The sequence below is a fragment of the Rhizobium sp. NPDC090279 genome (assembly GCF_044769665.1).
Lineage (GTDB): Bacteria > Pseudomonadota > Alphaproteobacteria > Rhizobiales > Rhizobiaceae > Rhizobium.
The window spans coordinates 179,472-200,847 of record NZ_JBIVYI010000011.1; the positions used below are offsets into that span (position 1 = coordinate 179,472).

21 protein-coding genes are annotated in these 21,376 nt (G+C 61.3%); 9 read left to right on the forward strand and 12 right to left on the reverse strand.

Going from position 1 to position 21,376, the window contains the following annotated elements:
- Nucleotides 1-116 precede the first annotated feature (116 nt).
- The 5 genes from ACIQWP_RS26075 to ACIQWP_RS26095 form a co-directional block, all read right to left on the reverse strand.
- Nucleotides 117-392: an HPr family phosphocarrier protein gene (locus tag ACIQWP_RS26075; RefSeq protein WP_034481373.1), complete on the reverse strand. Its 276-nt coding sequence runs from the start codon at nt 390-392 to the stop codon at nt 117-119.
- Between the two features lie 20 nt (nt 393-412).
- A complete protein-coding gene (locus ACIQWP_RS26080) occupies nt 413-814 on the reverse strand; it encodes a PTS sugar transporter subunit IIA (RefSeq protein WP_015338202.1) in 402 nt (133 codons plus the stop codon).
- 140 nt (nt 815-954) lie between these two features.
- Nucleotides 955-1,419, reverse strand: coding sequence for an HPr kinase/phosphorylase (locus ACIQWP_RS26085; protein ID WP_402793769.1), 465 nt, complete (start codon nt 1,417-1,419; stop codon nt 955-957).
- Between the two features lie 10 nt (nt 1,420-1,429).
- Nucleotides 1,430-3,223, reverse strand: a complete 1,794-nt coding sequence (locus ACIQWP_RS26090) for a stimulus-sensing domain-containing protein (protein ID WP_402793816.1) — start codon at nt 3,221-3,223, stop codon at nt 1,430-1,432.
- A gap of 192 nt (nt 3,224-3,415) precedes the next feature.
- A complete protein-coding gene (locus ACIQWP_RS26095; RefSeq protein WP_402793818.1) occupies nt 3,416-4,147 on the reverse strand; it encodes a response regulator transcription factor in 732 nt (243 codons plus the stop codon).
- A gap of 351 nt (nt 4,148-4,498) precedes the next feature.
- On the opposite strand from ACIQWP_RS26095, the gene ACIQWP_RS26100 reads away from it, so the two are divergent.
- The 3 genes from ACIQWP_RS26100 (at nt 4,499) to ACIQWP_RS26110 (ending at nt 7,470) form a co-directional block, all read left to right on the forward strand.
- Nucleotides 4,499-6,109, forward strand: coding sequence for a phosphoenolpyruvate carboxykinase (locus tag ACIQWP_RS26100; RefSeq protein WP_402793771.1), 1,611 nt, complete (start codon nt 4,499-4,501; stop codon nt 6,107-6,109).
- 246 nt (nt 6,110-6,355) lie between these two features.
- The gene (gene arfB / locus ACIQWP_RS26105; protein ID WP_402793773.1) at nt 6,356-6,790 is read left to right on the forward strand and encodes an alternative ribosome rescue aminoacyl-tRNA hydrolase ArfB; all 435 of its coding nucleotides are present in this window, start codon (nt 6,356-6,358) and stop codon (nt 6,788-6,790) included.
- A gap of 71 nt (nt 6,791-6,861) precedes the next feature.
- The gene (locus ACIQWP_RS26110) at nt 6,862-7,470 is read left to right on the forward strand and encodes an alpha-ketoglutarate-dependent dioxygenase AlkB family protein (protein ID WP_402793775.1); all 609 of its coding nucleotides are present in this window, start codon (nt 6,862-6,864) and stop codon (nt 7,468-7,470) included.
- Between the two features lie 3 nt (nt 7,471-7,473).
- On the opposite strand, the gene coaA is transcribed toward ACIQWP_RS26110, so the two are convergent.
- From coaA to hisB, 7 genes are read right to left on the reverse strand one after another with little or no spacing between them, the layout of a single operon-like run.
- Nucleotides 7,474-8,469, reverse strand: coding sequence for a type I pantothenate kinase (coaA, locus tag ACIQWP_RS26115; RefSeq protein ID WP_402793776.1), 996 nt, complete (start codon nt 8,467-8,469; stop codon nt 7,474-7,476).
- A gap of 7 nt (nt 8,470-8,476) precedes the next feature.
- On the reverse strand, nt 8,477-8,791 hold the full coding sequence (locus ACIQWP_RS26120; RefSeq protein WP_402793778.1) for a phosphoribosyl-ATP diphosphatase: 315 nt from the start codon (nt 8,789-8,791) through the stop codon (nt 8,477-8,479).
- A 14-nt stretch (nt 8,792-8,805) separates the two neighbouring features.
- On the reverse strand, nt 8,806-9,594 hold the full coding sequence (gene hisF / locus ACIQWP_RS26125) for an imidazole glycerol phosphate synthase subunit HisF (protein WP_402793779.1): 789 nt from the start codon (nt 9,592-9,594) through the stop codon (nt 8,806-8,808).
- Nucleotides 9,591-10,334: a 1-(5-phosphoribosyl)-5-[(5-phosphoribosylamino)methylideneamino]imidazole-4-carboxamide isomerase gene (gene hisA, locus ACIQWP_RS26130; RefSeq protein ID WP_402793781.1), complete on the reverse strand. Its 744-nt coding sequence runs from the start codon at nt 10,332-10,334 to the stop codon at nt 9,591-9,593. Before hisA ends, hisF begins: the two co-directional genes overlap by 4 nt.
- Before the next feature lie 25 nt (nt 10,335-10,359).
- Nucleotides 10,360-11,010, reverse strand: coding sequence for an imidazole glycerol phosphate synthase subunit HisH (hisH, locus tag ACIQWP_RS26135; protein ID WP_402793783.1), 651 nt, complete (start codon nt 11,008-11,010; stop codon nt 10,360-10,362).
- Nucleotides 11,011-11,012: 2 nt separating this feature from the next.
- Nucleotides 11,013-11,510, reverse strand: a complete 498-nt coding sequence (locus tag ACIQWP_RS26140) for a DUF2628 domain-containing protein (protein ID WP_402793784.1) — start codon at nt 11,508-11,510, stop codon at nt 11,013-11,015.
- Between the two features lie 23 nt (nt 11,511-11,533).
- The gene (gene hisB, locus ACIQWP_RS26145; protein WP_015338215.1) at nt 11,534-12,142 is read right to left on the reverse strand and encodes an imidazoleglycerol-phosphate dehydratase HisB; all 609 of its coding nucleotides are present in this window, start codon (nt 12,140-12,142) and stop codon (nt 11,534-11,536) included.
- 212 nt (nt 12,143-12,354) lie between these two features.
- Between hisB and hslV the strand changes: the two genes are divergently transcribed.
- The 6 genes from hslV (at nt 12,355) to ACIQWP_RS26175 (ending at nt 21,359) form a co-directional block, all read left to right on the forward strand.
- Nucleotides 12,355-12,882 (forward strand): ATP-dependent protease subunit HslV, encoded by a 528-nt coding sequence (hslV, locus tag ACIQWP_RS26150; protein ID WP_402793786.1) that lies wholly within the window; start codon nt 12,355-12,357, stop codon nt 12,880-12,882.
- A gap of 44 nt (nt 12,883-12,926) precedes the next feature.
- A complete protein-coding gene (gene hslU / locus ACIQWP_RS26155; RefSeq protein WP_402793788.1) occupies nt 12,927-14,237 on the forward strand; it encodes an ATP-dependent protease ATPase subunit HslU in 1,311 nt (436 codons plus the stop codon).
- Nucleotides 14,238-14,514: 277 nt separating this feature from the next.
- Nucleotides 14,515-15,468 carry a DUF1402 family protein gene (locus ACIQWP_RS26160; RefSeq protein ID WP_402793790.1) on the forward strand — a complete coding sequence of 318 codons (954 nt, stop codon included), beginning with the start codon at nt 14,515-14,517 and terminating at the stop codon, nt 15,466-15,468.
- A 118-nt stretch (nt 15,469-15,586) separates the two neighbouring features.
- Nucleotides 15,587-16,981: a cytochrome P450 gene (locus ACIQWP_RS26165; RefSeq protein ID WP_402793792.1), complete on the forward strand. Its 1,395-nt coding sequence runs from the start codon at nt 15,587-15,589 to the stop codon at nt 16,979-16,981.
- A gap of 87 nt (nt 16,982-17,068) precedes the next feature.
- Nucleotides 17,069-19,072, forward strand: coding sequence for a hydantoinase/oxoprolinase N-terminal domain-containing protein (locus ACIQWP_RS26170; protein WP_402793794.1), 2,004 nt, complete (start codon nt 17,069-17,071; stop codon nt 19,070-19,072).
- A gap of 118 nt (nt 19,073-19,190) precedes the next feature.
- Nucleotides 19,191-21,359 (forward strand): malate synthase G, encoded by a 2,169-nt coding sequence (locus ACIQWP_RS26175; RefSeq protein WP_402793796.1) that lies wholly within the window; start codon nt 19,191-19,193, stop codon nt 21,357-21,359.
- Nucleotides 21,360-21,376 lie beyond the last annotated feature (17 nt).

Sequence of the window (21,376 nt, forward strand, 5' to 3'; positions counted from 1 at the left end):
ATTGCACGCTGACAGCGTGTGGATGATGCCGTGTAGCAGGCTTCAGGGTGGAAATCAATAATGATATAAAGAAGTCTTTATGTCTTTATATCCAGCTGGCAACCAGAGGCAAATGCCTAAATTTCCTCGCCGAACTTGTTGGCCACCAGCTGGTCCAGTGCCTCGAGCGCTTCGACGGCCTGATTGCCGCTCGCCGTCACCAGCACGCTGCAGCCGGGGCTGGCGGCCAGCATCATCAGGCCCATGATCGAAGTGCCGCCGACCGTCGTGCCGTCCTTCGAAACGGTGATTGCGGCGTCGTAGGCTTCGACGGTCTGCACGAATTTGGCCGAAGCACGGGCATGCAGGCCCCGCTTGTTGATAATCAGGAGTTCCCGGGAAAGCTCAGTCATGGGGGGCGGTGCTTGCCTCATCATTTGCCGCTGAGCACGCGGCTGGCCACGTTGATATATTTGCGCCCGGCCTCTGATGCTTCCACCAGGGCCCTTTCCATATTGTTGTCGCCGCGTACGCCGGCAAGCTTGATGAGCATCGGCAGGTTGACGCCGGCGATGACCTCGGTGTGACCACTATTCATGACGGATATGGCAAGGTTGGAAGGAGTACCGCCGAACATATCGGTGAGGATAATGACGCCGTGGCCGTCATCGGCCCCGGCGACGGCCTGCAGGATGTCCTGCCGGCGCTTGTCCATGTCGTCTTCGGGACCAATGCATACCGTTTCTATGAACTTCTGCGGACCAACGACATGCTCGACGGCATGCCGAAACTCTTCAGCCAGCTTGCCATGAGTGACAAGCACAAGTCCAATCATGATATTACTGCTCCCATCGCATCTGCAAACAGGTGGCCCATATCGCAATGCAGCAATGTCGTCCACCAGTGGGGGGACATCTTGGCGATGAAAAGACGAAGTGCAAGCTTAAAATATAGGATTTGCGCGCCTGTTCGGGCCTAAATGGCCGATTCACCGAAACTCGCGCCGATTTTCGCCATTATTACGGCGAGCGGATTCGCGGAGGTTGCGGCCAAGCGGATCAAGAGCAACCGGGCGGATGCGGTAATATCGATTTGCTCGTCTTCGGGTGGCATCCTTTCCGCCGTTGCCGGGTCGACCGGGCGGATGGCGAAGTGCATTTCGCCCTCCGAAACATAAGGCAGCCGAACGATACCCGTGTAGCGGATTTCCATGAGCCCGGCGATCGAGGGTGGGCATTTTGCGATGACGGAGCCGTTTTGCTCGGCAATCAGCACGCGGTCGTCGGCGACCAGATGTCCGGCAAGTCCGAGCGGTCTGGCAGCCGCAAGGCAGGAGAAGGCGAGGGCGGATTTGCCGCTGCCCGAAGGGCCAACAAACAGCAGGCCGGTCTTGCCGATGACGATCGCCGTTGCATGGATATTGGTCGTTTCGCCGGTCATGCGGCCCTCATCACGCCGGCGTCTGGGCCGGCAGAGACAGAATGAAGCGGGCTCCGAGCAGCGCCGCGCCATCGCTGTCGACGATATTTTCGGCGCGAAGCGAGCCGCCATGCGCTTCGGCAATCTGCCGGCTGATGGAAAGGCCAAGGCCGGAATTCTGCCCGAAGCCTTCCGATTCAGGCCGGTCGGTATAGAAGCGCTCGAAGATGCGGTCGATGTTCTCGGCCTGGATGCCGGGACCGTTGTCCTCGATGTAGACGACGCAGCGCGTCCGCGTCCGCGTCAGCCGCACGGTGATCTTTCCGGTCTCGTTCGGAACGAAGGACCGGGCATTTTCAATGAGGTTGGTGATGATCTGGCCGATGCGCAGGTCGTGACCGACGACGGTGAACTTCGCCTTGTTGGCCGGCTTGCGGTCGACCACATATTCGAGCTCGACCGCCCGCTTGCTGTGTCCGACCTGGCGGGAAATGTCGATCATGTCGCGCAGCAGCACTTCCAGGTCGAGCGATTTTTCATCCGAGCGGGCGAGCTCGGCATCGAGCCGTGATGCGTCGGAGATATCGCTGATCAGGCGGTCGAGGCGGCGCACGTCATGCTGGATCACGTCCATCAACCGCTTCTTGGAATCGTCGCTCTTGGCAAGCGGCAGCGTCTCGACAGCGCTGCGCAATGAGGTCAGCGGGTTCTTCAGCTCATGGCTGACGTCGGCCGCGAAACTCTCGATCGCGTCGATGCGGTCGTAGAGCGCCGACGTCATATCGCGCAGCGCGATCGACAGATTGCCGATTTCGTCCTGACGAGCGGAAAAGTCCGGGATTTCCTCGCGCTCCTTCGCGCCGCCGCGCCGCACGCGGATGGCCGCGGCCGAAAGCCGGCGCAGCGGATTGGCGATGGTGGAGGATAAAAGCAGCGACAACACGACGTTGACCAGCGTCGCGACACCGAAAACGCGCATGATCGCCAGACGCTCGGCATGGACGATCTTGTCGATGTCGCCGGCCTGGGTCGATAGCAGCAACACGCCGAGCACGGCGCGGAAACGCTGGATCGGTACGGCGACCGAGACGATCAGCTCGCCTTTTTCCGTGGTGCGGACGACAGCGCCACGCACACCCGTCAGCGCATTCATGACTTCCGGATAGATGGAGCCGTCGCCGCCGGGCGCTTCTTTATAAACGGGCAGGTTGCCCGGCTGCAGCATCTTGTTGAGCAAGCCGCTGAACCAGTCGGACCAGCTCTGCTTCTCGTCGTCGACCGGCGGCAGATCGTAGCGCAGCACCTGGCCGCGCGAATAGAGATGGCGGCTGTCGAGCAGCAGATTGGCATCGGCGTCGAAGATGCGGGCGCGGGTGCGCGTCGGCGAAATCAGCCGGGTCAGCACCGGCGCCACCTTTTCCGGATCGATCGGGAACTCCAGATCCTCGTCGTTCGGAACCGGCGTGATGCTCTGGCCGGCCTGCAGCTCCAGGAGCTTCTGCGGATCGATGGTGATGGAGTTCGTGTCGACCGATGCCGAAGCGGAGACGGCGCCGGCGATGATCTCGCCCTGCGTCAGCAGGCTTTCGACGCGGGCGTCGATCAGCCCCTCGCGGAACTGGTTGAGATAGAGAATGCCGCCGACAAGGACGACGAGGGCGGCCAGATTGAAGAACAGGATACGGCGCGTCAGGCTCGAAAAGACGGCATTGCCGAAGATGCGGCGGATCAGCACGAAGGGATGAGTCCAGCGCCGGCGCGCGGGTCGAGCGCCGCTCGGGCTTTCCGAGTCGTCTATATCTCTGTCCTGCACGAGCTGTGCCAAGCCAACGGCCCTTTCGAAGAACGGGGTCGTCGACCCCGTCCGCATGCTCTTATTCCATTCCCGGCCGTATGGTCCAGTTAACTATCCGAGCATGATGCCGAAAAGTGTGAGCGGTTTTCGGACGACATCATGCTCTGTCTTTTCCAGAGCGGATTCAGATTTCAGGTCGCTCAGACCTAAAATCATCCGGCTCTAGGCAGCTTCGCGGAAACGATAGCCGACGCCATACAGCGTCTCGATCATATCAAAATCGAGGTCGACCATCTTGAATTTCTTGCGCAACCGCTTGATGTGGCTGTCGATCGTGCGGTCGTCGACATAGACCTGCTCGTCGTAAGCCGCGTCCATCAGGGCATCGCGGCTCTTGACCACGCCGGGGCGCTGGGCGAGCGAATGCAGGATGAGGAATTCGGTGACGGTCAGCGTTACGGGTTCGCCCTTCCAGGTGCAGGTATGCCGTTCCTGGTCCATGACGAGCTGGCCGCGCTCCAGCGAGCGGGCCTGCTGTGTTGCGCCCGGCTTGGCTGCTGCGGTGCCGCCGGCAGCGTTTGCGGCTTCACGGGCCGAGGCGCGGCGGAGCACGGCCTTGACGCGCTCGACGAGCAGGCGCTGGGAGAACGGCTTGGTGATAAAGTCGTCGGCGCCCATCTTCAGGCCGAAGAGCTCGTCAATCTCCTCATCCTTCGAGGTCAGGAAGATCACGGGAATATCGGATTTCTGGCGCAGGCGGCGCAGCAGCTCCATGCCGTCCATGCGCGGCATCTTGATATCGAAGATCGCCAGTTGCGGCGGCCGGGCCAGCAGGCCGTCGAGCGCCGAAGCCCCGTCCGTATAGGTCTCTACCTTATATCCCTCTGCTTCCAAGGCAATCGATACGGAAGTCAGGATATTGCGGTCGTCGTCAACGAGCGCGATTGTCAACATGGTATTCGTCTCCGTCATCAGTGCGCGTCTCCCGGATTTGGAATCCAGCCCAGGCGGTCTGCCAGCTCGGTCGGCGGTAACCTGGCGCGCTTATGGGGATAAAGGTGGAACAAATTGTGGCAAAGATAAAGGGGAGGATTGTCGCGACACAAAACCCTTGCGCAATGGTTGTGCGACGAAACGTCTCGCCATCCCGCATTCAAACGATTTAAAATTATCGAGATTTATTTAAATCGATTAAATACCTGATATCATTAACGATTTTTTGCTTCCTGCTCTTGTGCTTTTAAAAAGAGCCCTCTACGCTTTAGACAATTCTAACGGCCAAGCCCCTTTGTAGAGGAAAATGTGATGGAGCAATTCGGCGTTCGCAATCCCGCAACTGAACTGGGATCGATCGGCTTGGGAGCCGCCGCCAGTGTGCGTTATAACCTGATGGCAGCCCATCTTTACGAGGAAGCGATTCGCCGTCGTGAGGCCGATCTGACCGCCGATGGCGCGCTGAGAGCGATCACCGGACAGCACACCGGCCGTTCCCCGAAGGACAAGTTCGTGGTGCGCAACGCCACCACCGAAGACCAGATCTGGTGGGACAACAACAAGCCGATGTCGCCTGAGCATTTCGCGCTGCTGCACGAGGACATGCTGGCGCATGCCCGCGGCAGGGACCTGTTCGTGCAGGATCTGATCGGCGGCGCCGATGTCGAATACGCTTTGCCGACGCGCGTCGTCACCGAATTCGCCTGGCACTCGCTGTTCATCCGCAATCTGCTGATCCGCCCCGAGCGCTCGGCTCTGGAAAGCTTTGTGCCGAAGCTGACGATCATCGATCTGCCGAGCTTCCGCGCCGATCCGGAGCGTTACGGCTGCCGCACCGAGACGGTGATCGCTTGCGATTTCGTCAACGGCATCATCCTGATCGGCGGCACCTCCTATGCCGGCGAGATGAAGAAATCGGTCTTCACGGCGCTGAACTACATGCTGCCGGAGCGCGGCGTCATGCCGATGCACTGCTCGGCCAATGTCGGCCCCGAAGGCGATGCCGCGATCTTCTTCGGCCTGTCCGGCACGGGCAAGACGACGCTTTCGGCTGATCCCACCCGCACGCTCATCGGCGACGATGAGCATGGCTGGGGTGAAAACGGCATCTTCAACTTCGAAGGCGGCTGTTACGCAAAAACCATCCGTCTTTCGGCCGAAGCCGAGCCGGAAATCTATGAAACGACGCGCCGTTTCGGCACCGTGCTGGAAAATGTCGTGCTCGACGAGCATGGCGTGCCGGATCTCGACGACGGTTCGCTGACGGAAAATACCCGCAGCGCCTATCCGCTGCATTTCATCCCGAACGCCTCGGCATCAGGCATGACAGGCCATCCCGAGACGATCATCATGCTGACGGCCGATGCCTTCGGCGTCATGCCGCCGATTGCCAGGCTGACGCCGGATCAGGCGATGTACCACTTCCTGTCCGGCTACACCGCCAAGGTCGCCGGCACGGAAAAGGGCGTCGTGGAGCCGGAAGCCACCTTCTCGACCTGCTTCGGCGCTCCGTTCATGCCACGCCACCCGGCCGAATACGGTAACTTGCTGAAGGAGTTGATCGCTCGTCACGGCGCCCGTTGCTGGCTGGTCAACACCGGCTGGACCGGCGGCGCCTATGGCAAGGGAAGCCGTATGCCGATCAAGGCGACGCGGGCGCTGCTCGCGGCTGCGCTCAAGGGCGATCTCGACAATGTCGAGTTCCGCACCGACGCGAATTTCGGCTTTGCGGTACCGGTTGCGGTCGAAGGCGTCGACACAGCCATCCTCGACCCTCGCTCCACCTGGGCCGATGGCGAAGCCTATGACGCCCAGGCCAAGAAGCTGGTGCAGATGTTCGTCACCAACTTCGCCAAGTTCGAGGACCATGTGGACGGCAACGTCCGCGATGCGGCCCCGGGCATTCGTGTCGCGGCAGAGTAAGTAGCCCGACGCGAGCCTTGACTCACGTGAAACTCACTCGCCCTCGTGGTTCGAGACGGCCCTTCGGGCCTCCTCACCATGAGGGCGGGTCTTTTCTGCCGATGCGGTAAATCACTCCGCCCTCATCCTGAGGCGGATTTCGGCGCCTCGCGCGGAAATGCCTCGAAGGACGAGGTGGCCCCAAACTGGCTACAACCATGTTTTCAATCGCGCTCCGATGTGGGATAGACAGGCGCGGAGAAAACCATGGCCAGCGACGCGCTTTACATCAACGACCGGATTACGATTGCCGGCTGGGAGCTGACGGAACAGTTCGTTCTGGCGGGCGGTCCTGGCGGCCAGAACGTCAACAAGGTCGCAACCGCTGTCCAGCTTTTCTTCGGTGTCCAGAATTCGCCCTCGCTTAGCGATCGCGTCAAGGCGAATGCCGTGAGGCTTGCCGGGAGGCGCGTTTCCAAGGATGGCGTGCTGATGATCGAGGCCAGCCGTTTCCGCAGCCAGGATCGTAACCGCGAGGATGCGCGCGAGCGGCTCAAGGAACTGATCCTCGAAGCCGCCGCTCCGCCGCCGCCGCCACGCAGGAAGACCAAGCCGACCAAGGGCTCCATCGAGCGCCGGCTGAAGGAAAAGTCGGGGCGCTCCGAAGTCAAGAAGATGCGCGGCAAGGTCGGCGGCGACTAGGCTTGGTTTTCGGGCTGCTCCGAATCGCCTGCCGCGCTATCTTGCGCGGATTGAATTTTCGGAAGGCCGTCATGCTCCTCCCCAACGGAATTCGCCATCTCCCTGGCTATCTCGACCGCTCCATGCAGGAAGTCCTGGTCGAGGCAATCCGTGCTGTCGTGACAGAAGCGCCGCTGTTCACGCCGGTCATGCCCGGCACCGGCAAGGAAATGTCCGTGCGCATGACCAATTGCGGTTCGCTCGGCTGGGTCACGGACAAGCAGCGCGGCTATCGCTACCAGCCGACGCATCCGGTGACCGGCTGTCCTTGGCCGGCCATACCGCCGCAACTGCTCGATGTCTGGCGCGATATAGCAGGCTATGAAAAGCCGCCGGAAGCTTGCCTCGTCAATTTCTACAGCGACGATGCGCGCATGGGCTTGCACCAGGATCGCGACGAACAGGATTTCAAGGCACCCGTGCTTTCGGTCTCGCTCGGAAACACCTGCCTGTTTCGCGTCGGTGGCCTCAATCGCAATGATCGCACGCTGTCTTTCAAGCTTGCGAGCGGCGATATCGTCGTTCTCGGCGGCGAGGGGAGGCTGTGCTTTCACGGCGTCGACCGCATCTATCCGACAACGTCGACATTGTTGAAGAATGGCGGACGGATCAATTTGACGCTCAGGCGCGTTCAGCCCTGATTATCAGAGCTTCCTGAGCGCCACCTGCTCGATCAGGTGGTTCTTGCCCTTCTGAAGAATGAGGTCGGCGCGCGGGCGCGTCGGCAGGATGTTATGGCGCAGGTTCTTCAGGTTGATGTTCTTCCAGAGCCCCTCGGCGATGGCCAAAGCCTCATCCTCGCTGATTGAGGCATAGCGGTGAAAGAAGGAGTTGGGATCGCGGAAAGCGGTCTCGCGAAGCCGCATGAAGCGGGCGACATACCAATTGTGGATCAGCGGCTCGTCGGCATCGATATAGATCGAGAAGTCGAAGAAATCCGAGACCATCGGCACGATCTTGCCATCAGCCGGCAGGTGCCGCGATTGCAGCACGTTAATGCCCTCGAAGATCAGGATATCCGGGCGGTCGACCGTCTTGAATTCGTTGGGCAGCACGTCGTAGACGAGATGCGAATAGGAGGGCGCCTGCACATCCGGCTGGCCGGCCTTGATCGCCGAGAGGAACCGCAGGAGCGCTGCGGTATCGTAGCTTTCCGGAAAGCCCTTGCGCTGCATCAGGTTGCGGCGCTGCAGCTCGGCGTTCGGATAGAGAAAACCGTCCGTGGTGATGAGGTCGACCTTCGGGCTCGACGGCCAGCGGCGCAGCAGTTCCTTGAGGATACGGGCTGTGGTGGATTTGCCGACGGCAACCGAGCCGGCAATGCCAATGACGAACGGCGTCTTGGCAACATCGGAGAGGCTGAGGAAGCGATTGCGCTGCTCGAACAGGATTTGCGAGGATTCCACATGCGAGGACAGAAGCCGCGACAGCGACAGATAGATGCGCCTGACTTCGTCGAGGTCGATCGGGTCGCCCATCGAGCGCAGCCGTTTCACTTCGTCTGATGTCAGCGTCAGCGGGGTATCTGCACGGAATTTCGCCCATTCTTCCGAAGAGAAGAAATAGTAGGGCGAATAGGCCTTCGCCTCGAAAATATCGAGTGTTTCGGGCGCTGGCTCGCTCTTGGTCGCTATCGTCATCGCGTTCTTACCGGCTGGCCTTTTCTTGAAGGCCGGATTGTGCGGTGCGCCTTTCCAGCTCACCCATGACATTCTCTAACGGAATGCCCGCAATCTTCAATACGACCATAAGGTGATAAAGCAAATCGGCAGCCTCGTAGGTGAGGTTGTCACGATCGTTGGTGACCGCGGCCATGACGGCTTCGATCGCCTCTTCGCCCAGTTTCTTGGCCGCTTTCGGCTGTCCGGCGGCAAAAAGTTTTGCTGTCCAGGATTCGTCGGGCGAAGCCTTGGAGCGCTCCTCGACGATTTTTTCGAGGTCGGAAAGGGTAAATCCGCTCATCGCTACGCTGTCTCCTAATCCAGCCGCATGGGAATGCCGCGCTCGGCCATGTAGCGCTTCGCCTCGCCCACCGAATAGGTGCCGAAGTGGAAGATCGAGGCCGCAAGCACCGCCGTCGCATGGCCTTCCTTGACGCCGGCGACGAGATCGTCGAGATCGCCGACGCCGCCGGACGCGATGACGGGAACGCGCACCGCATCGGCGATTGCCCGCGTCAGCTCCAGATCGTAGCCGACCTTGGTGCCGTCGCGGTCCATGGAGGTGACGAGCAGCTCGCCGGCGCCGCGCTCGACCATCCTGCGGGCGAAATCGACGGCGTCGATGCCGGTCGCGTTACGGCCGCCATGGGTGTAGATTTCCCAGGCGCTCATATTGTCGCCGCCAAGCGCCTCGGTGCGCCGCCGCTTGGCGTCGATCGAGACGACGATGCACTGGTTGCCGAACTTGTCGGCGGCTTCGGCTACGAAATCCGGATTATTGACCGCCGCCGAATTGATCGAAACCTTGTCGGCGCCGCAGAGCAGCAGCTTGCGAATGTCGGCGATAGCGCGCACGCCGCCGCCGACCGTGACGGGCATGAAGCATTGTTCGGCCGTGCGCGCCACCACGTCGAAGATCGTGTCGCGATTGTCGGAAGAGGCGGTGATGTCGAGGAAGCAGAGCTCGTCGGCACCGGCAGCGTCATAGGCCTTGGCCGCCTCGACCGGATCGCCGGCATCGACGAGGTTGAGGAAGTTGACGCCCTTGACGACGCGGCCGTCCTTGACGTCGAGGCAGGGGATGACGCGGGCTTTCAGGGTCATTGCGCTGCCTCCCTGGCCTGTTTGATCAGCGCCAGTGCTTCCTTCGGATCGATGCGGCCATCATAGAGCGCGCGGCCGGAAATCGCACCTTCCAGTCTGCGGGCATCCGGCTCGATCATACGCTTGATATCGTCAAGCGAGGCGAGCCCGCCCGAGGCGATGACCGGGATGGAAACGGCATCGGCCAATTCCAGCGTCGAATTCCAGTTGATTCCAGTGAGAATGCCGTCACGATCGATATCGGTATAGATGATCGCGGCAACGCCGACGCCTTCGAATTTCTTGGCGAGTTCGATGATGCCGAGTTCGGATGCCTCGGCCCAGCCCTCGACCGCCACCTTGCCGCCCTTGGCGTCGATGCCGACGGCGATATGGCCCGGATATCGTCTGCAGGCTTCGACGACGAGCGCCGGATCGCGCACGGCGACCGTGCCGAGAATGACGCGGGCAAGGCCGCGCGACAGCCAGCTTTCCATATGCTCGAGCGTGCGGATGCCGCCGCCGAGCTGCACCGGGTTCTTCGTTGCCTTGAGGATGGCATCGACGGCGGCGCCATTGACGGTCTCGCCGGCGAAAGCGCCGTTAAGATCGACCACATGCAGCCATTCAAAGCCCTGATCTTCAAAAGCTTTCGCCTGGGCGGCGGGATCAGGATTGTAGACGGTCGCCTGCTCCATGTCGCCGAGCTTGAGGCGCACGCATTGGCCGTCCTTGAGGTCGATTGCGGGGAAGAGAATCATGTCTTGGTCCTTAAAGCGCTGGGCGTTACGGCTTCCAGCGCAGGAAATTGGCAATCAGGGCGAGGCCGAGCTTCTGGCTCTTTTCCGGATGGAACTGCGCGCCAGCGATGTTGTCGCGGCCGACGAAGGCGGTCATCGGCCCGCCATAGCTCGTCGTCGCGATCACATCGTCGCTGTGGTCGGCGGCCAGATGGTAGGAATGGACGAAATAGGCATGGAGGCCGTCCGGCCCAGTTTCGATTCCGTCAAACAGCGCATGTGGATGGCGCAGCTCCAGCGTGTTCCAGCCGATCTGCGGGATCTTCAGGCTGGGGTCGTCCGGCGTCATTTCCTTGACGTCGCCCTTGATCCAGCCGAAGCCTTTCGTGATCGTCTTTTCCAGCCCGCGCGACGACATCAGCTGCATGCCGACGCAGATGCCGAGGAAGGGGCGGGCCTTGTGTTCCACGACGTCGATGACGGCTTCTGCCATGCCGGGCACGGCATCGAGGCCCCGACGGCAATCGGCATAGGCACCGACGCCGGGAAGCACGATGCGGTCTGCTGTGGCGACGCGCTCGGCGTCATCGGTGAGGTCGATATCAGCATCGATGCCGGCTTCGCGGGCAGCGCGCTCGAAAGCCTTGGTGGCCGAGCGCAGATTGCCGGAACCATAGTCGATAATCGCGACGCGCATGGTCAGCGTCCTCCGTCGTAGCCGAGAAGGCCGAAATGCGGGCCCGGGTGGCTGGTATTGCTATTGTTCGGCGAGATATCCCAATTTTTCGAATGGATATCCTGCCGTGGCTCCTGCTCGATCTCGGAAAAGTGGATTTCCTCCGCCGTCGCCAGATCATGCGTCGAGACGAGATTTTCCATTTTCCAGCCACGGTCGATCAGCCGTTGGCTGAGCGCATGCCGTCCCTCAAGCGCTGCGAGAACATGGACGCCGAGCAGGATCGCCACTCCAGCCGCGAAAAAGCCCGGTTGCCGCATCAGTTCCAGAGCCAAGCCCTGCAACAGGATGGCTGCCACAGCGTGGAGCCAGAGGCGGTGATAAAGCATCCACAGCGCCGGAAACACGAATGCCTTCCAGGAAAAGCCGTCGCGAATGAATCGCGTACCGTCCCGATATCGATCCGATACCTCGGATCGGTCCGTGGCTCCCGGTGGAGTCAAAATCAGATAGCTTGCCATTCTTCACTTCCCCAGGTTGGGGCTCAGGCGAGCGTGCCTTTCGTCGAGGGCACCCGGCCTGCCTGCCGCGGATCGATCTCGGTTGCGGTGCGTAATGCGCGCGCAACGGCCTTGAAGCATGTCTCGGCTATATGGTGATTGTTGGCGCCATAATGGTTGAGGATATGCAGCGTGATGCCGGCGTTCTGCGCTAAGGCCTGGAAGAATTCGCGCACCAATTCGGTATCGAAGGTGCCGATCTTCGGCGCGCTGAAGGAAACGTTCCAGACGAGGAAGGGACGCCCGGAAAGATCGACGGCCGCCTTGGTCATCGTCTCGTCCATGGCAAGGTCGATCGAGGCATAGCGCGTGATGCCGCGGCGGTCGCCGAGCGCCTTGGCGATCGCCTGGCCGATTGCGATGCCGGTATCCTCGACGGCATGATGATCGTCGACATGCAGGTCGCCCTTGGTGTCGATCTCCATGTCGATCAGCGAATGTCGCGAAAGCTGTTCCAGCATATGGTCGAAGAAGCCGACTCCAGTCGAAATCGTCGACTTGCCGCTGCCGTCGATGTTGACGGACACGGAGACGGAAGTCTCGTTGGTCTTGCGGGAAACGCTTGCCGTGCGGCTCGCTGCGGTCTCTGCCATGGGCTGCTCCATCGGAATACGGCCGTTCCATATCAGGCGCATGGAGAAATATCCAGAAGTTACGCGCGCGCTTGCATCTTTAGCCGGCTCGTCCGCATCGATCCGGTCTGGCTGCCATTTGCAATCGCCAAAAGCCCTCTTACATAGGGTCTGACGGGGCCGAAACGCGGCCCGGCAGAAAGCCCGCCGGAACGGGGGCAAACAGGTGTTAAATGACGACAATCGTGACTATTCGCAAGAACGGCAAGGTCGTGATGGCTGGTGATGGCCAGGTGAGCCTTGGCCAGACTGTCATGAAGGGCAATGCCCGCAAGGTTCGCCGCATCGGCAAGGGCGATGTCATCGCCGGTTTCGCCGGCGCGACCGCCGATGCCTTCACGCTACTTGAGCGCCTTGAAAAGAAGCTCGAACAATATCCCGGCCAGTTGATGCGCGCCGCCGTCGAGCTCGCCAAGGACTGGCGCACCGACAAGTATCTGCGCAACCTCGAAGCGATGATGCTGGTTGCCGATAAGCAAGTGACGCTCGCCATCACCGGCAACGGCGATGTGCTCGAGCCGGAACATGGCGCTCTCGCGATCGGCTCGGGCGGCAATTTTGCCCTCGCCGCCGCTCTGGCGTTGATGGATAGCGACAAATCCGCTGAGGACGTCGCCCGCCGCGCCCTCGATATCGCCGCCGACATCTGCGTCTACACCAACCACAATGTGGTCGTGGAAACGCTCGATGCCGAAGCCTAATTTCCTCTCTTGATTGTTTCTAGCCCTGATAGGGAATATGCGAAATGACCACTTTTTCCCCCCGCGAGATCGTTTCCGAACTCGACCGCTATATTGTCGGCCAGCATGAGGCCAAGCGCGCCGTGGCGATTGCCCTGCGCAACCGCTGGCGCCGCCAGCAGCTCGAACCCGATCTGCGCGACGAAGTCATGCCCAAGAACATCCTGATGATAGGCCCGACCGGCGTCGGCAAGACGGAAATCTCCCGTCGTCTCGCCAAGCTTGCCGGCGCGCCTTTCATCAAGGTCGAAGCCACCAAGTTCACCGAAGTCGGCTATGTCGGCCGTGACGTCGAACAGATCGTCCGCGACCTCGTCGAAGTCGGCATCGGCCTGGTACGCGAAAAGAAGCGCGCCGAGGTGCAGGCCAAGGCGCATATGAGCGCCGAAGAGCGGGTGCTCGATGCGCTTGTTGGCGCGACAGCATCGCCGGCGACGCGCGACAGCTTCCGCAAGAAGCTGCGTGATGGCCAGCTCGACGACAAGGAAATCGATATCGAAGTTGCCGACACCGGCTCCGGCATGCCCGGCGGTTTCGAGATCCCCGGCATGCCCGGCGCCAATATCGGCGTGCTGAACCTCTCCGAAATGTTCGGCAAGGCCATGGGCGGCCGCACCAAGAAGGTTCGCACCACCGTCAAGGATTCCTACAAGGAACTGGTTCGCGACGAATCCGACAAGCTGATCGACAACGAGGCGATCCAGCGCGAAGCCGTGCAGTCGGCCGAGAATGACGGCATCGTCTTCCTTGACGAGATCGACAAGATCGCGGCCCGTGACGGCGGCATGGGCGCCGGCGTGTCGCGCGAAGGCGTGCAGCGCGACCTGCTGCCGCTGGTCGAAGGCACGACGGTTTCGACCAAGTATGGTCCGGTCAAGACAGACCACATCCTCTTCATCGCCTCGGGCGCCTTCCACGTGTCGAAGCCTTCGGATCTTCTGCCGGAATTGCAGGGCCGCCTGCCGATCCGCGTCGAGCTCCGGCCGCTGACCAAGGAGGACTTCCGCCGCATTTTGACCGAGCCGGAAGCCAGCCTCATCCGCCAGTACAAGGCTCTGATGGAAACGGAAGACCTGAAGCTCGATTTCACCGACGACGCGATCGATGCTCTCGCCGATGTCGCCGTGCATCTGAACTCCACCGTGGAGAATATCGGCGCACGCCGCCTGCAGACCGTCATGGAGCGCGTGCTCGATGAAATCTCCTACAACGCTTCCGACCGCGCCGGCGTATCGGTGACCATCGATGCCGCCTATGTCCGCGAGCATGTCGGCGATCTCGCCAGCAACACGGATCTGTCCCGCTTCATTCTGTAGCAGGCGGTCTAAGGCGATTTGGAACAGTAAACACTCGACAGCGGGCCGTTAACTTTTTAGTTAGAGCGTGATGCCGAAAAGTGTAGGCGGTTTTCGGACGACATCACGCTCTACTTCTTTGATTCTAGGGCGGATTCAGATTTTAGGTCGAACAGACCTAAAATCTGAATCCGCCCTAGTGGCCCGTTTCTTTGTGTCGGACGGCTTTATTCGGCCAAGATTATCCGTCAGGCAGCCCGACGGAAACATCGGTGGAAACTTCGACAGGACAGCCATCTTGCGACGTATACTGATCACACTTCTTCTGGCGGTTGTCAGCTTATCCTGGATGTCAGCCTATGCCGACGCGGCGACGGCGGTGCCTCCGGGCAACCGCAATGCCGAACAGCCGCCGGTTCCCGGCGCCTCGGTCCGGCGCACGCGCGGCACCAATTCCACCTTTGACCGCAAGTATCAGAAGGTCCGCGAACTGCTGGCGACCGATACGAAGCTGATGGCGAAGATCAAATCGACGGCGCGGGCCTACGGCATCGAGCCGATCCACATCATCGGCGCGCTCGTCGGCGAGCACACCTATAATGTCGATGCCTATGACGGTCTGCAGTCCTATTACGTCAAGGCAGCCTCTTATGCCGGCCAGAGCTTCCGTTTCGCCTATAATGGCGAAAACGTCGATGATTTCGTCGCCCGGCCGCAATTCGATGCCTGCAAGGGCAAACAGGATTCCTACAGCCTCTGGACCTGCCGCGAGGACGTCTGGGAAGACGATTTCCGCGGCAAGACGGTCGGCGGCAAATCCTATCCCGACAATCGCTTCAGCGCGGTTTTCTTCCAGCCCTTTTATGCCGGCCAGACCTTTGGCCTCGGCCAGGTCAATCCGCTGACGGCGCTTGAACTGTCGGATCTCGTCAGCCGCACCTCGGGCATTCCGAAGCTCAACGAGAAGGATGCGGGCGGCGTCTACAAGGCGATCATGGACCCGGATCTGTCGTTGGCGTTCGTTGCAGCCTCGATCCGCAAATCGATCGATGATTATCGCTCGATCGCCGGCATGGATATTTCCGGCAATCCCGGCATTACCGCCACGCTCTACAATCTCGGCAACTCCCGCAAGCGCGCCGCCGCTCTTGCGGCCAGGAACCGTGGCTCCTCGCAGCCGGTCTGGCCCGAGGAGAATTACTATGGCTGGCTCATCAACGATAAGCTGAGCGATCTGAGGTCGCTTCTCTAAGCATCGGCGCGACGTTTTATCGTCTGGATTTCGCGGGCGGCGTTCACCATATCGGATGGGTGCGCCGCTCGTGCTGTGTTAGATCAAACGCCGCCCTGTTTCGAGGAGAATGCATCCTATGGACATGATTCCGGAAGCCTTCTCCCCGCCGGCGCCGATCCCGCGCACCGTCCCGCCGTCGCGGTGGACGATCATCAAGACCATCCTGCGCAATCCGCTCGAGCTCTGGGGCGAGCCTTCCTACACGCTGCCGTGGATCAAGACCAAGTTCTTCAACGAGCGGACGCTGATCGTCAACGATCCCGGCCTGATCAAGCATGTTCTGGTCGACAATGCCGCTAATTATCGCATGGCCGATATCCGCCAGCTCGTGCTGCGACCGATCCTGCGTGACGGTCTGCTGACGGCGGAAGGACCGGTCTGGAAGCGCTCGCGCAAGGCCGTGGCGCCGGTGTTCACACCGCGCCATGCCCAGGGTTTCGCCGGCCAGATGCTGAGCCAGAGCCTCGAATATCTGCACAAATACGAGGAAATCGGTGAGGATGGCGCGGTATTCGATATCGCTGCCGACATGACGGAGCTGACCTTCGTCATCCTGGCGGAGACCCTGTTCTCTGGCGAGATCGTTACCGAAAGCGCGCATTTTTCCGACGACGTCAACGAGCTGCTGCATCGCATGGGCCGGGTCGATCCCATGGATCTCTTGCGCGCGCCAGCCTGGGTGCCGCGCATCACCCGCATCGGCGGCCAGCGCATGCTCGACAAGTTCCGCGGCATCGTCCGCAACACCATGGATCAGCGTCTGGAAAGGATGCGCAGGGATCGGGCGAGCGCGCCGGATGATTTCCTGACGCTGCTTCTGGAAAAAGCCACGCCCGAAGGGCTGACCATGGAGGAAATCGAGGACAATATCCTCACCTTCATCGGCGCCGGCCACGAGACGACGGCCCGTGCATTGGCCTGGACGCTCTATTGCGTCGCCAACAGCCCGCATATTCGCGACGCCATGGAAGAGGAAATCGACCGGGTGCTGGCGACCGATGCCGAGCCCGTCGCCTGGCTCGATCTGATGCCGCATGTCCGCGCCGCATTCGAAGAGGCGATGCGCCTCTATCCGCCGGCGCCGTCGATCAACCGCGCCGCGATCGCCGATGACGAATGGACAAGCGCCAAGGGCGAGCGCGTGACGATGGAAAAGGGGATCACCGTCCTGATCATGCCCTGGACGCTGCATCGTCACGAACTCTACTGGGAAAAGCCGCGCGCCTTCATGCCGGAGCGGTTTCTTCCGGAGAACCGCGGCAAGATCAATCGCTTCCAGTATCTGCCTTTCGGCGCCGGTCCCCGCGTCTGCATAGGCGCGACCTTCGCGTTGCAGGAGGCCGTCATCGCCCTTGCTGTGATGATGCGCAGCTTCCGTTTCGACGCGACTGAAGAGACCGATCCTTGGCCGGTACAAAAGCTGACGACCCAGCCGCGCGGCGGATTGCCGATGCGGGTGACGCGGCGATAGGGCTGTTTTTGCCGCTTGCCAGCTAGCGGTTCGGAGTGGAAGGATGCAATAACGGCACGATAGTCCGTTCAAGAGCTGGATATTTTCGTGACGTCTCATTTCCTGCTCGGCATCGATACGGGTGGAACCTATACCGATGCCGTTCTCTTCCATGAAACCGATGGCGTAATCGCCAAGGCGAAGTCGCTGACAACGCGGCATGATCTGGCGGTCGGCATTGCCGGCGCCGTCGATGCCGTCATCGCCAAGGCTGATATCCCGGTTTCGGCGATCGGCCTCGTGTCGCTGTCGACGACGCTTGCCACCAACGCGCTTGTCGAAGGGCAGGGTGGCCGCGCCGGCCTCATCATGATTGGCTTCGGCCCCGATGATCTCAAGCGTGACGGTCTGGCGGAAGCGCTGGGGTCCGATCCCGTGCTCTATCTGCCCGGCGGCCACAATGTTCATGGCAATGAGAATCCGCTCGATCTGACGGCACTGCGCGAAGCGTTGCCGGACCTGGCCAAGTCGGTCTCCTCCTTCGCCGTCGCCGGCTATTTCGCCGTGCGGAATCCGGCTCATGAAATCAGGGTGCGTGACTGTATCCGCGAGCTCTCGCATCTGCCCGTCACCTGTAGCCATGAACTCTCCTCCAAACTGGGTGGGCCGCGTCGCGCCTTGACGACGCTGCTCAATGCCCGCCTCGTATCGATGATCGACCGCCTCGTCGGCGCCTGCGAGGGATTTTTGGTAACGCGCGGCATCTCCGCGCCGATGATGGTGGTGCGCGGCGACGGCGCCCTGATTTCGGCCGACGAGGCAAAACTCCGGCCGATCGAGACGATTTTGTCGGGTCCCGCGGCAAGTCTCGTCGGTGCGCGCTATCTTACCGGCCTCGACAATGCCGTCGTTTCCGATATCGGCGGCACCACCACTGACGTCGCCGTCATGGAGGATGGCCGGCCGCGGCTCGACGCCGATGGCGCCGTGGTCGGCGGCTATCGTACCATGGTCGAGGCCGTCGCCATGCGTACCTATGGTCTCGGTGGCGATTCGGAAGTGAAGATTAACGATCGCGGTCTCGTCGTCGGTTTTGAGCTCGGACCGCGCCGCCTTTTGCCGGTGAGCCTTGCCGCTCATGCGCATGGGCAGGCCGTGCTTGACGTGTTGGAGCAGCAGCTGCGGGCGTCGCATCTCGCCCGCAATGCCGGCCGCTTCGCGTTGCGCACCGGCGTACCGGATCATCTGGCAAGTGGCCTCACCGGACCCGAGCAGGCACTGTTCGACCGGATCGGCGCCGTTCCCGTAGCGCTCGACAAGCTTCTGACGATGACGTCGCAGAAAGCGACTTTGGATCGCCTGGTGGCGCGGGGCCTTGTGCATCTGAGTGGCCTGACGCCCTCGGATGCCATGCATGTGCTCGGCCGGCAGAGCCAGTGGAATGCCGAAGCTGCCCGCTTAGGATTGGCGCTGGCGATGCGGCTGAAGGATGGTTCCGGTCGCGCCATTGCCGCATCCGTCGAGGAACTCTCGCAGAAGATCGTCGATCGCCTCACGCGCCAGTCAGCCGATGTCATCCTTGCCGCCTGCTTGGCCGAGGATGGCGTGGCCGATCTCGATCCCGCCAAATCCATCTCTATCGATCGTGCGCTTCGCCGCGCACCGGGGATTGCCCGTTTCGCCATCTCGCTCGATCGCCCCCTCGTTGGGCTCGGCGCTTCCGCTCCCGTCTACTATCCCGCCATTGCGGAGATGTTGGCGACCGAGAGCGCCATTCCCGCCGATGCCGATGTGGCCAATGCCGTCGGTGCGGTGGTCGGCCAGGTGCGGGCCAGTGTCATCGTCTTCGTCACCATGCCGGAGGATGGCATCTATATCCTGAACGGAGCCGGCGAGAGCCTGCGCTTCACCGATGAAGTCAGGAGCTTTGCCGACGCCCGCTCGCGGGCCGTCGAAGCCGCCATGGCGCAGGCAAGGTTGAATGGAGCGGTCGATCTCGTCGTGGCGGTGGACGAGCAGGTGGACGCACCCGAGGTCGAGGGCAATCGCAAGCTGATCGAGGCGCGGTTCATCGCGACCGCCAGCGGCCGCCCCCGCATCGCCACGGATTGATTATTTCTTCAAGGGCATAAATCTTTCGAACTATTGCCAAATTGACAGAAGTGAAACTCTGAGCAAAGTGGCAACATGTAAAAATTGAGCCGTAGAACGGCCTTGAGGAGTATATGGCATGAGCCGCATTGAGAAACACGGGCTTCAGATCGAACCTGTCCTTTACGATTTCCTCGTCAAGGAGGCACTGCCGGGTTCGGGCGTGGATGCCGATGCCTTCTTTGCTGGTTTTTCCAAGATCGTCCACGATCTCGCGCCGAGGAACCGCGAACTGCTTGCCAAGCGTGACCGCATGCAGGCAGCGCTTGACGACTGGTATCGCAAGAACGGCGCGCCCGTCGATCTTGCTGCCTACGAGGCCTTCCTTCGCGACATCGGCTATATCGTACCCGAAGGCCCGGACTTTGCCGTCTCGACCGCCAATGTCGATCCAGAAATCTCCCATATTGCCGGCCCGCAGCTCGTCGTTCCCGTCATGAATGCCCGCTATGCTTTGAACGCGGCCAATGCCCGCTGGGGATCGCTTTACGACGCCCTCTATGGCACCGATGCCATTCCCGAGACCGACGGCGCCGAGAAAGGCAAGGGTTATAACCCCAAGCGCGGCGAGAAGGTTATCGCCTGGGTCCGGGATTTCCTCGATTCCGCCGTACCGCTTGCTGGTGCCAGCTGGAAGGACGTTACCGGCCTTGCGGTCCAGGATCGCGCCCTGGCGATCGCGACCAAGGGCGGCGCCGTGAAGCTCGCCGATGGCAGCCATTTCGCCGGCTATCTCGGGGACGCCGCCACCCTGACGCATATTCTTTTGAAGCAGAACGGCATCCACATCGAAATCGTCATCGATCCGAGCACGGCGATCGGCAAGACCGACCCGGCCGGCATTTCCGACGTCCGGCTGGAATCGGCAATCACGACGATCATGGACTGCGAGGATTCGATCGCCGCCGTCGATGCCGAGGACAAGGCCGAGGTTTACCGCAACTGGCTCGGCCTGATGAAAGGCGACCTGACCGAGGAAGTCGCCAAGGGCGGCAAGACATTTACGCGCCGTCTCAACCCCGATGTCGCCTATACCGCACCGGATGGCGGCAGCTTCGATCTGCATTGCCGCTCGCTGATGCTGGTGCGCAATGTCGGCCACCTGATGACCAACCCGGCCATTCTCGACCGGGATGGAAACGAGGTGCCGGAAGGCGTCATGGACGCCGTCATCACCGGCCTGATCGCGCTCTACGACATCGGCCCGAACGGCCGCCGCAAGAATTCCCGCACCGGCTCGATGTATGTCGTCAAGCCGAAGATGCACGGCCCGGAAGAGGTGGCCTTCGCGGTCGACATCTTCTCCCGCGTCGAAGATCTGCTCGGCATGGCGCGCAACACGATCAAGATGGGCATCATGGACGAGGAGCGCCGCACGACGGTCAACCTCAAGGAAGCCATCCGCGCCGCCCGTGAGCGCGTCGTCTTCATCAATACCGGTTTCCTTGATCGCACCGGCGATGAAATCCATACCTCGATGGAAGCCGGCCCGATGATCCGCAAGGGTGATATGAAGCAGGCCGCCTGGATCGCGGCCTATGAGAATTGGAACGTCGATATCGGCCTGGAATGCGGGCTCTCGGGCCACGCTCAGATCGGCAAGGGCATGTGGGCCATGCCGGATCTGATGGCGGCCATGCTCGAGCAGAAGATCGCCCATCCGAAAGCCGGCGCCAACACCGCCTGGGTCCCGTCTCCGACGGCGGCGACGCTGCATGCAACCCATTATCACCGCGTCAACGTCGCAGAAGTCCAGAAGGAGCTGAAGAGCCGCGGCCGCGCCAGGCTCTCCGATATCCTCTCCGTGCCGGTCGCTTCGCGGCCGAACTGGGCGCCGGAGGAAATCCAGCGCGAGATCGACAACAATTCCCAGGGCATCCTCGGCTATGTCGTCCGCTGGGTGGATCAAGGCGTCGGCTGCTCCAAGGTTCCCGACATCAACAATGTCGGCCTCATGGAAGATCGCGCCACCCTGCGCATCTCGGCGCAGCACATGGCCAACTGGCTGCACCACAAGGTCATTACCGAAGCGCAGGTCGTCGAGACGATGAAGCGCATGGCGACCGTGGTCGATCAGCAGAATTCCGATGATCCCAGCTACATCGCCATGGCCGGAAACTTCGATGGTTCGATCGCCTTCCAGGCGGCGCTCGATCTCGTCCTCAAGGGGCGCAAGCAGCCGAACGGCTACACCGAACCAGTCCTGCATCGCCGACGTATCGAGCTGAAGGCGAAGCAAGCCGTATAGGCCTGCTTCTCGATACA

Coding starts and splice junctions, on each gene's coding strand:
- ACIQWP_RS26075 (WP_034481373.1), bottom strand. CDS start 392: ATGACTGAGCTTTCCCGGGAACTCCTGATTATCAACAAGCGGGGCCTG.
- ACIQWP_RS26080 (WP_015338202.1), bottom strand. CDS start 814: ATGATTGGACTTGTGCTTGTCACTCATGGCAAGCTGGCTGAAGAGTTT.
- ACIQWP_RS26085 (WP_402793769.1), bottom strand. CDS start 1,419: ATGACCGGCGAAACGACCAATATCCATGCAACGGCGATCGTCATCGGC.
- ACIQWP_RS26095 (WP_402793818.1), bottom strand. CDS start 4,147: ATGTTGACAATCGCGCTCGTTGACGACGACCGCAATATCCTGACTTCC.
- ACIQWP_RS26100 (WP_402793771.1), top strand. CDS start 4,499: ATGGAGCAATTCGGCGTTCGCAATCCCGCAACTGAACTGGGATCGATC.
- arfB (WP_402793773.1), top strand. CDS start 6,356: ATGGCCAGCGACGCGCTTTACATCAACGACCGGATTACGATTGCCGGC.
- ACIQWP_RS26110 (WP_402793775.1), top strand. CDS start 6,862: ATGCTCCTCCCCAACGGAATTCGCCATCTCCCTGGCTATCTCGACCGC.
- coaA (WP_402793776.1), bottom strand. CDS start 8,469: ATGACGATAGCGACCAAGAGCGAGCCAGCGCCCGAAACACTCGATATT.
- ACIQWP_RS26120 (WP_402793778.1), bottom strand. CDS start 8,791: ATGAGCGGATTTACCCTTTCCGACCTCGAAAAAATCGTCGAGGAGCGC.
- hisF (WP_402793779.1), bottom strand. CDS start 9,594: ATGACCCTGAAAGCCCGCGTCATCCCCTGCCTCGACGTCAAGGACGGC.
- hisA (WP_402793781.1), bottom strand. CDS start 10,334: ATGATTCTCTTCCCCGCAATCGACCTCAAGGACGGCCAATGCGTGCGC.
- hisH (WP_402793783.1), bottom strand. CDS start 11,010: ATGCGCGTCGCGATTATCGACTATGGTTCCGGCAATCTGCGCTCGGCC.
- ACIQWP_RS26140 (WP_402793784.1), bottom strand. CDS start 11,510: ATGGCAAGCTATCTGATTTTGACTCCACCGGGAGCCACGGACCGATCC.
- hisB (WP_015338215.1), bottom strand. CDS start 12,142: ATGGCAGAGACCGCAGCGAGCCGCACGGCAAGCGTTTCCCGCAAGACC.
- hslV (WP_402793786.1), top strand. CDS start 12,355: ATGACGACAATCGTGACTATTCGCAAGAACGGCAAGGTCGTGATGGCT.
- hslU (WP_402793788.1), top strand. CDS start 12,927: ATGACCACTTTTTCCCCCCGCGAGATCGTTTCCGAACTCGACCGCTAT.
- ACIQWP_RS26165 (WP_402793792.1), top strand. CDS start 15,587: ATGGACATGATTCCGGAAGCCTTCTCCCCGCCGGCGCCGATCCCGCGC.
- ACIQWP_RS26175 (WP_402793796.1), top strand. CDS start 19,191: ATGAGCCGCATTGAGAAACACGGGCTTCAGATCGAACCTGTCCTTTAC.